General features: G+C 64.5%; 12 protein-coding genes and 1 pseudogene. 7 read left to right on the forward strand and 6 right to left on the reverse strand.

Annotated elements, in window-relative coordinates; translation table 11 throughout:
• Nucleotides 1-218: 218 nt before the first annotated feature.
• Nucleotides 219-1929: pseudogene (locus ACNFG0_RS22440) on the reverse strand (DEAD/DEAH box helicase).
• Nucleotides 1930-2290: 361 nt separating this feature from the next.
• Nucleotides 2291-3046: a spermidine synthase gene (locus ACNFG0_RS22445; protein WP_416766461.1), complete on the reverse strand. Its 756-nt coding sequence runs from the start codon at nt 3044-3046 to the stop codon at nt 2291-2293.
• A 113-nt stretch (nt 3047-3159) separates the two neighbouring features.
• Here ACNFG0_RS22445 and ACNFG0_RS22450 point away from each other — a divergent pair, with 113 nt between their 5' ends.
• The gene (locus tag ACNFG0_RS22450; protein ID WP_196144965.1) at nt 3160-4506 is read left to right on the forward strand and encodes a class II 3-deoxy-7-phosphoheptulonate synthase; all 1347 of its coding nucleotides are present in this window, start codon (nt 3160-3162) and stop codon (nt 4504-4506) included.
• A 193-nt stretch (nt 4507-4699) separates the two neighbouring features.
• Here the strand turns inward: ACNFG0_RS22450 and ACNFG0_RS22455 are convergent, their stop codons facing one another.
• Nucleotides 4700-4867: a DUF1127 domain-containing protein gene (locus ACNFG0_RS22455; protein ID WP_416766468.1), complete on the reverse strand. Its 168-nt coding sequence runs from the start codon at nt 4865-4867 to the stop codon at nt 4700-4702.
• Between the two features lie 150 nt (nt 4868-5017).
• Here ACNFG0_RS22455 and ACNFG0_RS22460 point away from each other — a divergent pair, with 150 nt between their 5' ends.
• A complete protein-coding gene (locus ACNFG0_RS22460; RefSeq protein WP_196144963.1) occupies nt 5018-5869 on the forward strand; it encodes a LysR substrate-binding domain-containing protein in 852 nt (283 codons plus the stop codon).
• A 162-nt stretch (nt 5870-6031) separates the two neighbouring features.
• Here the strand turns inward: ACNFG0_RS22460 and ACNFG0_RS22465 are convergent, their stop codons facing one another.
• Nucleotides 6032-6781 carry a sulfite exporter TauE/SafE family protein gene (locus ACNFG0_RS22465; protein WP_416766470.1) on the reverse strand — a complete coding sequence of 250 codons (750 nt, stop codon included), beginning with the start codon at nt 6779-6781 and terminating at the stop codon, nt 6032-6034.
• A gap of 136 nt (nt 6782-6917) precedes the next feature.
• Here ACNFG0_RS22465 and ACNFG0_RS22470 point away from each other — a divergent pair, with 136 nt between their 5' ends.
• From ACNFG0_RS22470 to ACNFG0_RS22480, 3 genes are all read left to right on the forward strand, one after another.
• Nucleotides 6918-7871: a LysR family transcriptional regulator gene (locus ACNFG0_RS22470; protein WP_196144962.1), complete on the forward strand. Its 954-nt coding sequence runs from the start codon at nt 6918-6920 to the stop codon at nt 7869-7871.
• A 58-nt stretch (nt 7872-7929) separates the two neighbouring features.
• Nucleotides 7930-8385, forward strand: a complete 456-nt coding sequence (locus ACNFG0_RS22475; protein WP_196156763.1) for a MarR family winged helix-turn-helix transcriptional regulator — start codon at nt 7930-7932, stop codon at nt 8383-8385.
• A gap of 129 nt (nt 8386-8514) precedes the next feature.
• Complete coding sequence (locus tag ACNFG0_RS22480; protein ID WP_084854979.1) at nt 8515-8943, forward strand: organic hydroperoxide resistance protein; 429 nt, start codon at nt 8515-8517, stop codon at nt 8941-8943.
• A gap of 177 nt (nt 8944-9120) precedes the next feature.
• On the opposite strand, the gene efp is transcribed toward ACNFG0_RS22480, so the two are convergent.
• Together efp and earP are read right to left on the reverse strand one after the other, a co-directional pair.
• Complete coding sequence (gene efp / locus ACNFG0_RS22485) at nt 9121-9690, reverse strand: elongation factor P (RefSeq protein ID WP_170028870.1); 570 nt, start codon at nt 9688-9690, stop codon at nt 9121-9123.
• 48 nt (nt 9691-9738) lie between these two features.
• The gene (gene earP / locus ACNFG0_RS22490; protein WP_416766465.1) at nt 9739-10872 is read right to left on the reverse strand and encodes an elongation factor P maturation arginine rhamnosyltransferase EarP; all 1134 of its coding nucleotides are present in this window, start codon (nt 10870-10872) and stop codon (nt 9739-9741) included.
• Nucleotides 10873-11004: 132 nt separating this feature from the next.
• Between earP and ACNFG0_RS22495 the strand changes: the two genes are divergently transcribed.
• Both ACNFG0_RS22495 and ACNFG0_RS22500 read left to right on the forward strand, forming a co-directional pair.
• A complete protein-coding gene (locus tag ACNFG0_RS22495) occupies nt 11005-11385 on the forward strand; it encodes a hypothetical protein (RefSeq protein ID WP_196144959.1) in 381 nt (126 codons plus the stop codon).
• Nucleotides 11386-11387: 2 nt separating this feature from the next.
• Nucleotides 11388-11870, forward strand: coding sequence for a GreA/GreB family elongation factor (locus ACNFG0_RS22500; protein WP_196156760.1), 483 nt, complete (start codon nt 11388-11390; stop codon nt 11868-11870).
• Nucleotides 11871-12037: the final 167 nt, after the last annotated feature.

Below are 12037 nucleotides of genomic sequence, written 5' to 3' on the forward strand. Positions count from 1 at the left end.
CCGGTACTTCGCCAACCACACCCTGTGGGAGCGGGCTTGTCCCGCGATCAAGGGCGAAGCCCTTGCTTGGCGGCGGTGATAGCGGGCCCGGCCCAATCGCGGGGCAAGCCCACAGGCTCGACGCTGTGCTGTGGGAGCCGGCTTGCCGGCGATTGGGCCATTCCAACCGGGCAAAAAAATCCCCAGCCGAGGCCGGGGATTTTTTCATCGCGCCAGGATCAGTCCTCGCGGTAGCGGCGCAGCTTCAGCTGCTTGCCCGCCACACGGGTGTCCTTGAGCTTGGACAGCAGACGCTCCAGGCCTTCTTCCGGCAGCTCGACCAGGCTGAAGCTGTCGCGTACCTGGATGCGGCCGATGGCATCGCGTGCCAGGCCACCCTCATTGAGGATCGCGCCCAGCAGGTTCTTGGCGGCGATACCGTCACGGGCACCGAGGGCGGTACGGCAGCGCACGCGGCCTTCCGGCAGCGGCATCGGCGCGCGACGCTCGCGGTCACCACGCTCGCTACGCTCACCGCGCTCGCTGCGTTCGCCACGCTCACGCGGGGTGTAGGTCGGCACCAGCGGCTGTTCGCGCTCGACCGCGGCCAGGTCCAGGGCCTGGCCGTTGGTGGCCTTGCGCAGCAGGGCCGAGGCCAGGGCACGCGGGCTGCAGCCCAGGTCAGCGGTCAGGCGGTCGAACAGTTCGCCATGGCTGGCCTCCGATTCGGCCACCAGCGGCGCCAGGCTCGCGGTCAGCTTCTTGATGCGCGCGTCGAGCACGGCCTGCGGGTTCGGCAGGCGGGCTTCGGCGACCTTCTGCCCGGTGACACGCTCGATGACCTGCAGCATGCGGCGTTCACGCGGGGTGACCAGCAGCAGCGCACGGCCATCGCGACCGGCACGGCCGGTACGGCCGATACGGTGCACGTAGGACTCCGGATCGTACGGCATGTCGACGTTGAACACGTGGGTGATACGCGGCACGTCCAGGCCTCGGGCCGCGACGTCGGTGGCGACGACGATGTCCAGGCGGCCATCCTTGAGCGAGTCGATGACGCGCTCACGCTGGTTCTGGGCGATGTCGCCGTTCAGTGCGGCAGCCTTGTAGCCCTTGGCTTCCAGGGCGGCGGCCAGGTCCAGCGTGGCTTGCTTGGTACGCACGAAAGCGATCAGCGCGTCGAACTCTTCCACTTCCAGCAGACGCAGCACGGCCGGGATCTTCTGGTCGGCGTGGACCATCAGGTGAGCCTGCTCGATCGCGGTGACGGTCTGGGTCTTGCTCTGGATCTTGACGTGCTTGGGCTCACGCAGGTGACGCTCGGCGATCGAGCGGATCGACGACGGCAGGGTGGCGGAGAACAGCACGGTCTGGCGCGACTCGGGGATGGCCTTGAAGATGACTTCCAGGTCGTCCATGAAGCCGAGCTTGAGCATTTCGTCCGCTTCGTCGAGTACCAGGTACTGGACGGTGGACAGGACTTTCTCGTCGCGGCGCAGGTGGTCGCACAGGCGGCCAGGGGTAGCGACGACGATCTGGGCGCCGTTACGGATGGCACGCAGTTGTGGGCCCATCGGGGCACCACCGTACACGGCCACTACATTCACGCCCGGCATCTGCTTGGCGTAGGTTTCGAAAGCGGTGGCTACTTGCAGCGCCAACTCACGGGTCGGCGCCAGGATCAGGGCTTGCGGTTCGCGCTTGCTCACATCGATGCGATTGAGGATCGGCAGGGCGAAGGCAGCGGTCTTGCCGGTGCCAGTCTGCGCCTGGCCGATCATGTCGTGACCGGCGAGGATGATCGGGATCGATTGTTGCTGAATGGCCGATGGCTCTTCATAGCCGGTCGCCAGTACTGCGGCAACGATATTCGGATTGAGATCGAGAGCGGCGAATCCGCCGGTTTCCTGGGTCATGGGTCTGCCTCTAGGTGCATCCGCAAAGACCCATGCTCCAAAGCTGCACATGCCTTGAAAGACCAAACGGTCACCCAGGCAGCTTTGGCGGCGGGGATTTGCGAAAACGATTGAAAAAGGAACGTCTTGGGAAGGTCCGCCTAGCGGACACGCAGCCGAAGCTGGACTCGGAGGATTTGCACCACCTGATTTTGAGGTCCGCTAAAAGACCGGCGCGTACTATACCCGAATCCTGGCCGAACCGTGAGATTTTTTTCAACGGTGAAGGCCAGCACGCGGCCATCAGCCTGTGGGCGCTGAATCGTTTTCGCGTTCTCCTCATCGCGGGACAAGCCCGCTCCCACAGGGCCCGTGCATGCTTGCCCCACGATGGGCCATAAAGCGGCCCCGTTTGCTCAGCTGGCCGATCGAACCGCCCTGATCAGATACTCCAGCGAATACCCAAGCCGCGGCGCCAGCGCCTCGGCCCGCGCCCGCAGCCCATCCAGGTCCAGTTCCTGCTCCAGATCAGCCGGCACCAGCAAGATCACATTCCCCTCCTTCACCGGCAGCTCCCAGTAGTGCCGGTGGTACAACCCGCGCAACAACGCCGCGCCCAACGGCCGGCCGTCGTCCCCTGCCCATTGGTTGATCACCAGCCACCCCCCCGGGTTGAGCTGCTTCTGGCAGTTCTCCAGGAACCCCCAGGCCAAATGGCCGACGCCGGGCCCATGATCGGTATAGAGGTCGACGAACAACAGGTCGGCCTTCTCGGCGCTGGGCAGCAGCTCCAGGGCATCGCCCACCCGCACGTACAACCGCGGGTCGTCGTCCAGCCCCATGTATTGCATGGCCAGGCGCGGCACGTCCGGGCGCAGCTCGATGACCTCGACGTCTTCCAGGGGCAGGAACTTCAGGCAGGCCTGGGTCAGGGTACCGGCGCCCAGGCCCAGGAACAGCGCGCTTTCCGGTTGCGCGTGGCACAGCGCCCCGACCAGCATGGCGCGGGTGTAGTCGTACTCCAACCAACTGGGGTCGGCCGTGAAGGTGCAGCTTTGCTCGATGGCGTCGCCGAACTCGAGGAAGCGGTAGTCGTCCACCTCATAGACGCTGATGACCCCGAATGCATCCTCGACCCGGGCCAACAGCCGCTCTTCTCGCTCCGTCCCCATTACCGCCACCTGCCCGCGCAAAACGGCCATTGTCCGCCAATGCCCCCGGTGCAACAAGCACGCCGCCAGCTGATACCATGGCAGGCAGCCTATAACCGACTACCGAGCCCGTGATGAACCGACCCTGGAGCCCCGAGAGCTGGCGCACCCTGCCGATCCAGCAGCAACCGACCTACCCCGACGCCGCGCACCTGCTCAAGGTCGAGCAGACCCTGGCCAGCTACCCACCGCTGGTGTTCGCAGGCGAAGCCCGGGAGTTGCGCCGGCAGTTCGCCGAGGTCACCGAGGGCCGGGCCTTCCTGTTGCAGGGGGGCGACTGCGCCGAGAGTTTCGCCGAGTTCTCGGCGGCGAAGATCCGCGACACCTTCAAGGTGCTGCTGCAGATGGCCATCGTCATGACCTTCGCCGCCGGTTGCCCGGTGGTCAAGGTCGGGCGCATGGCTGGGCAGTTCGCCAAGCCGCGCTCCTCGGGTGACGAAACCATCGGCCAGGTGACCTTGCCGGCCTACCGCGGCGATATCGTCAACGGCATCGGTTTCGACGAGCAGAGCCGTGTGCCGGACCCGGAGCGCCTGCTGCAGGCCTACCACCAGGCCACCGCCAGCCTCAACCTGCTGCGCGCCTTCGCCCAGGGCGGCTTTGCCGACCTGCACCAAGTGCACAAGTGGAACCTGGATTTCATCGCCAACTCGGCCTTGTCGGAGAAGTACCACCAACTGGCCGGGCGCATCGATGAAACCCTGGCGTTCATGCGCGCCTGCGGCCTGGACGGCGCACCGCAACTGCGCGAGACGAGCTTCTTCACCGCCCACGAAGCGCTGCTGCTCAACTACGAGGAAGCCTTCGTGCGGCGCGACAGCCTGACCGGCGACTACTACGACTGCTCGGCGCACATGCTGTGGATCGGCGATCGCACTCGCCAGCTGGACGGCGCCCATGTGGAGTTCCTGCGCGGGGTGCACAACCCGATCGGTGTGAAGGTGGGGCCGAGCATGAACCCCGAGGAACTGATCCGCCTGATCGACACCCTCAACCCGGACAACGATCCAGGGCGGCTCAACCTGATCGTGCGCATGGGCGCCGGCAAGGTGGCCGAGCACCTGCCGGGGTTGATCCGCACCGTCGAGCGCGAAGGGCGCAAGGTGCTGTGGAGCTCCGACCCAATGCACGGCAATACCATCAAGGCCAGCAGCGGCTACAAGACCCGGGATTTCGCGCAGATCCTCGACGAGGTGCGCCAGTTCTTCCAGGTGCACCAGGCCGAAGGCAGCCATGCCGGGGGGATTCACATCGAGATGACCGGGCAGAATGTCACCGAGTGCATCGGTGGTGCGCGGCCGATCACCGAAGATGGGTTGTCGGACCGGTACCATACCCATTGCGACCCGAGGCTCAATGCCGACCAGTCATTGGAATTGGCGTTCCTGATTGCCGAGACATTGAAGCAAGTACGCAAGTAAGGCGCTGCTGCCAATCGCGGGACAAGCCCGCTCCCACCAGGCCTGCGCTGTTTTCAGAGACACCGCTGTACCTGTGGGAGCTGGCTTGCCAGCGATAGGACCGGGGCAAGCAACTCAAGACAGTTGGCTCCCACAGAATCCGCGACAACGCCGTCCCTGTGGGAGCGGGCTTGTCCCGCGATGGCATCGGCACTCATTTGCGCAGCGGGTCATCCCAGAAATGCCGCTCGGCCTCCTGCTCGATATCCGCCCTGCTCAACCCCAGGTCGTGCAAGGTCGCATCGCTCAGGCTGAGCAACGCGCGGCGCTGGCGGTACAGCTCGTACCAGCGAAGCAGCCGCGCCAGCAGCGCCTCGCCCATATGGGTGAATGACGAGGAAGGTTTGACGTACAGGGTAGTGATCTGACCTTTCATCTTGAAGCCCTCCGTGAAGATGGCTTCAGTCTCGCGCCGGGCTTAAGATCAATCCAACGAATGTTTCTGATGCAATGCATCTCGGAGATTGATGCAATGTCCCAGTACCAGAACCTCGATTCGGACGTACTTCGCACCTTCGTGGCCATCGCCGAACAAGGCGGTTTCACCCGCGCCGGCGAGGTGGTCAACCGCACCCAGTCGGCGGTGAGCATGCAGATGAAACGGCTCGAAGAAGACATTCTCCAACGCCAGCTGTTCGAACGCGACGGCCGCCAGGTGCGCCTGACCGCCGAGGGCCAAGTACTGCTCGGCTATGCCCGACGCATCCTCAAACTGCAGGGCGAGGTGTTCAACACCCTGCGCATGCCGCATATGGTCGGAGTGGTGCGCATCGGCACGCCCGACGACTACGCCATGCGCTTTTTGCCGACCATTCTTTCGAGCTTCGCCCAGGCCTACCCGCTCATCCAGGTAGAAGTGCATTGCGAGTCGTCCAAGCATCTGATGCTGCGCCAAGACCTGGACCTGACCATCGTCACCCGCGAGCCGGGCAACGAGGTCGGCCAGCTGCTGCGCCAGGAGCGCCTGGTATGGGCCGCGGCGCAAGGTTTCTGCCCGCAGGAGCAACGGCCCATGCCTTTGGCGCTGTTCAACACCGACTGTTTCTGCCGCGCCTGGACCTGCAACGCCCTGGAGGCCCAGGGCATCGACTATCGCATCGCCTACACCAGCCCCAGCCTGGCGGCGATCTTCGCCATCGTCAGCGCCGGCCTGGCCGTCACGGCCCAGCTGCAGAGCCTGATCGGCGGCAATCTGCGGATGCTCGGCGAGCACGAGGGCCTGCCGCAGCTGCCGCTGGCCAATGTGATGCTGTTGCGCAATACGCAGCAGCAGTCGCCGATCACCGACTGCATGGCGGACTACATCGTCGAAGGGTTCAAGTGATGCCTGTCGCCGGCAGAGGCGCGGGCCCTATGGGAGCGGAGCAAACTGTCTTGGTTGCCTGCTCCGGCCCTATCGCCGGCAAGCCGGCTCCCACAGGTACGACGCTGCCTCTTAAAACAGCGCAGGACAGGTGGGAGCCGGCTTGCCGGCGATGCGTCTTGGCTAGATCTCCAAGCCCAGCATCACGGCGCAGGCCACCAGGAAGATGCAGAACAGCGTGCGCAGCACGTTCTCCGGCAAGGCGTGGGCCAGCTTCACGCCCCAACTGATGCTGAGCAGGCCACCGATGGCCAGCGGGATACCTACGTGCCAGTCGACACTGCCGTGCACACCGTAGGTGACCAGCGTCACCAGGGTGCTGGGGGCAGCCAGGGCCAATGACAGCCCCTGGGCAACGACCTGGGTGGTACCGAATACGCTGGTCAGGATGGGGGTCGCCACCACGGCCCCGCCGACACCGAACAACCCGCCCATGGCACCGGCGAAACTCCCCAGTACCCCCAGCCAAGGCCATGGGTAACGCAGTTCGGCGCTCGGCAGCGGCACGCGCAGGAACATCCGCGCCACGTTCCACAGCGCCAGGGCCACCAGGAAGCCGACGAAGCCTAAGCGCATGGACTGCGCATCGATGCCCACCGCCCAGATCGAGCCGAGCCAGGCGAACAGGAAGCTGCACACCGCCAGCGGCAAGGCATGGCGCAACTCGATGCGGTTACGCTGGTGGTAGCGCCATAGCGCCAGCAGCACGTTGGGCACCACCATCACCAATGCCGTGCCTTGCGCCAGTTGCTGATCAAGGCCGAACAACACCCCCAACGCCGGGATCGCGATCAACCCACCGCCGATACCGAACAATCCACCCATGGTGCCCAGGGCCGCGCCCAACACCCCATACATCACCCACTCGATCATCCGCGCCTCATCCCGCCGGTTTGACAATACGGGCATGCTAGCGGCTCGCCGCTGGCGGGGAAACGCACAGCAGCGCACAATGGCTTTGCCTATTTCGCACAAGCAAACCCTATCCGCGCTGGAACAGTGATGTGCCATGAGCCCTGACACTCTGACCGAACAATTGAGCCTGTTTCTCGATGTGCTGGAAACCGGCAGCTTCTCCGCCGCGGCGCGCCGCCACCCACTGACGCCCTCGGCGGTAGCCCGGCGTATCGATAACCTGGAGCAGGCCGTCGGCAGCCGCTTGTTCGCCCGCACCACCCACGCAGTTCGAGCCACGCCAGCCGGTAAAGCTTTCGCCGAGCGGGCCCGGCGCATCATCGAGGAACTGCGCCTGGCGCGGGCCGAGGCGGTGTCGTTGAGCAGCGCGCCGGAAGGGTTGATCCGCATCGATGCCCCTGCCGCCTTTGGCCGCCGCCACCTGGCTCCGGCCATCGCCGACTTCCTGGCGGCCTACCCTGGGCTGGATGTGCAACTGCGTCTGATCGATAGCTTCGTCGACCTGCACGGCAGCCACCTGGGCGAGGTCGACCTGGTGCTGCGCGCCGGCCCCCTGGCCGACACCCGCCTGGTCGCCACGCCCCTGGCCTACATGGTGCGCATCGCCTGCGCCAGCCCGGCCTACTTGGCCAGCCGCGGCGTGCCGGCCTGCCCGAGCGAGCTGCCGGAGCACCATGGCCTGGACTGGGACGGCCTGGCGCCGCCCTTCGCCTGGCGCTTCACGGTCGATGGCCAGAGCCGCCTGTACCGCCCGGCACGCATGCGCATGGCCGCCAACAATGCCGAGACGCTGCTGTTCGGCGCCCTGGCCGGCCTGGGCATTGCCCACCTGCCTACCTGGCTGGTCAGCGACTACCTGCTGCGCGGCGAACTGCTGCCGCTGTTCTGCGAAAACGGCCTGCCGCCACCGGAAAGCAGTGGCATCTATGCACTACGCCTGGAACATGAAACGAACTCTCGCAGTCGCTTGCTGCTCGAATTCCTCAAGAGCCGTTTCAGTCCGGTACCCCCCTGGGACCTGGCCCTGCGCAGCGGACTGCGCAGGTAGTGAGCGCGCCAACCATCAGCGTGCTAGATTTTCACCCTGACTTCATTCAAGGACCTGCATGAACGCCGACATCAACGCCCCTTGCGACGAGCTGCTGCTGGACAACCAGGTCTGCTTCGCCCTGCATTCCACCTCGTTGCTGATGACCAAGGTCTACAAACCCCTGTTGCAGGCCCTGGGCCTGACCTACCCGCAATACCTGGCCATGCTCGTGCTCTGGGAACAGGACGGCCTGACCGTGGGCGAGATCAGCCAGCGCCTGCTCACCGACCCGGGCTCGCTGACCCCCCTGCTCAAGCGCCTGGAAAGCGAAGGGCTGCTCAAGCGCACCCGCAGCCGCGAGGATGAGCGGGTGGTACTGGTGGAGTTGACCGACAAGGGGCGCGCCCTGCAGGACGAGGCCAGGCGCGTGCCGCCGTGCATCCTGCAAGCCAGTGGGCGCAGCATCGAACGCCTGCAGCAACTGCAGGCGGACTTGTTGGAGCTGCGCGCCAGCCTGCAAAAAAACCTCTGACGGCTATGCTGTGGAACGCCGTACCGATGAACGGAATGAAATTTATCTTGCGCACTAAATAATTGAGCGCTAATTTAATTCCCGTACCCATCCAGCGCCACGGCGCACAGCACACAAGCGAGGCTCAAGATGCAAAAGGTCACTCCCCTGTACATCGCCGAAGCAACCTCCACCGGCGGTCGCGATGGTAAATCGCGCTCCAGCGACGGCAAGCTCGAGGTCAAGCTGAGCACGCCCAAGGAGCTGGGCGGCGCTGGCGGCGACGGTACCAACCCCGAGCAGATGTTCGCAGCCGGTTATTCGGCCTGCTTCATCGGCGCCTTGAAGTTCGTGGCGGGCCAGGCGAAGCAGCAACTGCCTGCCGACAGCTCGATCACCGCCAAGGTGGGCATCGGGCAGATCCCAGGCGGGTTCGGCCTGGATATCGACCTGCACATCAACCTGCCGGGGCTGGCCCAGGCCGAGGCCGAGGCGCTGGTGGAGAAAGCGCACCACGTCTGCCCGTACTCCAATGCCACGCGCAACAATGTGGATGTGCGGTTGCACGTGACTGTTTGATCGTAGTGGACGCTTTGCGTCCCAATCGCCGGCAAGCCGGCTCCCACAGAAAAACGCATAACTATTTGATTTTGCAGGCCCTTTGTGGGAGCCGGCTTGCCGGCGATTGGCAACAGCAAATATCGCACCTGAAAAAAAACCCGGCCAAGGCCGGGTTTTTTGCGATCGCAAGAAGAATTACTTCTTGGAACGGCCCTTGAAGCTGCCGTCGCGAGTGTCGATGTCGATCCACTCGTCGATCTCGATGAAGTCGGCAACCTGAACTTCGGTGCCGTTGGCCAGCTTGGCCGGCTTCATGACCTTGCCCGAGGTGTCGCCGCGAGCAGCGTTCTCGGTGTAGGTGACCTGGCGGCTGATGGTGGTCGGCAGCTCGACCGATACGACTTTCTCTTCGTACATGGTCAGGGCGCAGACGTCCTGCATGCCTTCTTCGATGTACGGCAGAACGGCGTCGATGTCTTCGGCGTTCAGTTCGTACATGGTGTAGTCGGTGGTGTCCATGAAGGTGTAGGCATCACCGCTGATGAAGGACAGGGTGACTTCCTTGCGATCGAGGATCACGTCGTCCAGCTTGTCGTCGGCGAAGTAGACGGTTTCGGTCTTGTAGCCGGTCAGCAGGTTCTTCAGCTTGGTCTTCATGATCGCGCTGTTGCGACCGGACTTGGTGAATTCGGCTTTCTGTACCAGCCACGGGTCGTTGTCGATCCGCAGTACGGTACCGGGTTTCAGTTCTTTACCAGTTTTCATTACGAAGTATCCGAATCTGGATGGATTTATAAAAATCGAGGCCGCGTATCATAGCCAATTTCGGTAAAACTGTACCAGCGTCGTGGCAAGGTCCGGCCGAGCGGCCTGTGCGGCGCTCCATTGGCGGGCATGTGCCTGCAGTTGCGGCCAGTGCTCGAGCACCCCGCGCCAGGCCGCGCCCATGTCGCGGTCCATGTTCCAGGCACGCCAAAGCTCGACCAGCGCATCTCCCGCTTTTTCTGACAGCCCTTGGCGATAAAGCTTGAGGAACGCTTCGAGTTTTTCCCAATGGGCGTTCTCGTCCTGCACATAGATATGCCACAACAGCGGCTTGCCGGCCCATTGGGCACGCACGAAGGAGTCCTCACCGCGCACGGCATTGAAGTCGCAGGCCCAGAGCAGGCGATCATAATCGTCCTGGCTGACGAATGGCAGGATCTGCACGGTCAGCGCACCTTTGCGCCGCACAGCGCCCACACTCAGGCCAGGCTCACCCAGCCATTGGCGTACATCGGCCAGGATGCGCCCCTCGGGCACCAGCAGGTGGCTAAGTTGGCTGTCTTCGACCAAGGCATCGAGCCAGGTGCCCAGCTGCGCGTTTTCGTAGGCAAACAACGAGAGCAGCCGCGCGCCCTCCTCCACCTGCACGCCCAGGCCGCCGAGGAACGCTGTGCGCGCGGTCGGGTCCGCCTCGAAGGCCGCGCGCCGGGCCAGCAGCGTGCCCTCGCGCAGCAGGCCACCGGTCTTGTCGGTGAAGCCTGGGAAGAAAAACAGGGTGCGCAGCCCATTGGCCTGGGGCGAGGCCAGGCCATGGCAGCCCTCTACCCAATCCTCGGCGCTCAAGTACTCGAGGTTCAGCCACAGCGCAGGCCTGGCCCGTAGGCGCAGGGCCTCGATGTAATCGGCCGGCAGCCGGCAACCGAAGGCACCGATCACCACGTCGCCCGGCGCTACCGGTTGCCATTGGCTCGGCCAGTGCCGCACGTCGACGCCGGCTTGCCACTGCTGCGCGGCGCCGGCATCGGCCTCGGGGCACAGGCGCACGAAGGCTTCGAGGTCGTCCACCCACAGGCGTACCGCCAGCCCCTGCTCGGCCACCAGTTGCCGGGCCAGGCGCCAGGTCACGCCGATGTCGCCGTAGTTGTCGACGACCGTGCAGAAGATGTCCCAGGTGGATTTCATGCCCACTCCCTTGCCCCGCGCAAAAACCGCGGATTTTGCGGATAAATGCTTCAAGGCGAAAGCATCGACGCCAAAAAACCCCTGCCACCGTGCGACAATGCCCGGCATGAACCGCCCAGCCAGGAGGCCGCCATGCCACGTCGCCGCGAACTGAAGGTTACCCTCAAGCCCGTCCAGTTGATTCTATGCGTGGCGCTCGGCCTGTGGCTCGGCGCCGTGGCCATCGCCCTGAGCCTGTGGCTGGCCTGGCACTGGTGGCCCGGACAGGTGCAGCCGGTGGTCCAGGCCATGGCACCGACCGCCAGCCAACCGGCAGCGCCGGCCGACGCGCAGGCCGAAATGTTCGAGCGCTACAAGGTGATCCTGCAACAGCAGGAGACTCGCCAGGCCGTCGAAGCGGCCCAGGGCAGCCCGCGCAACCTGAACAACCCCAAATGCCAGTTCTGGCTGCAGCAGAACCGCACTGCACCAACTGACAAGAGCCAGGCCAACGTACTGGAATTCTGCTATTGACCATGGACAAGACCACCCTGCTCTCGCGCATCGTCGAGACCCTCGAACATGATGTCGAGGTGCTGCGCCGTGCGGCACAGGCCGCCTACGAGGCCGCCACCGCCGAGGAGAACATCGCCGAGAACAAGTATGACACCCTGAGCCTCGAGGCCTCGTACCTGGCCACCGGGCAGGCCCGGCGCACGGCCGAGATCCGCCAGGCGCTGCTGGCGTACCAGCAGTTGCTGTTGCGCGACTATGACCCGGTACGAGGTATCCAGGTCAGCAACCTGGTGACCCTGGAAGATGAACAGGGGCACCAGCGCTTGCTGTTCCTTGGGCCTGAGGCGGCAGGCTTGAAGATAGGCGAAGGCGCGCAGCAGGTCACCGTCATCACGGCGCGCTCGCCGTTGGGGCAACAGTTGCTGGGCAAGAAAGTCGATGACGAGGTGAGCCTGGTGGTGGCTGGCGCCGAACAGGTATCGGTGGTGATCAGCGTCGTCTGAACCGGCCCAATCGCGGGACAAGCCCGCTCCCACAGGGTGTGGTTGGCGAAGTACCGGTGGGAGATTCTATGGTTGTGGGCAAGCCGGCTCCCACTGGTGCAGCGCCAACCACACCCTGTGGGAGCCGGCTTGCCGGCGATGAAGACAACCCTTTACCCAAAGCCAGA

The organism is Pseudomonas sp. NY15372, assembly GCF_048068215.1.
Taxonomy (GTDB): domain Bacteria; phylum Pseudomonadota; class Gammaproteobacteria; order Pseudomonadales; family Pseudomonadaceae; genus Aquipseudomonas; species Aquipseudomonas guariconensis_A.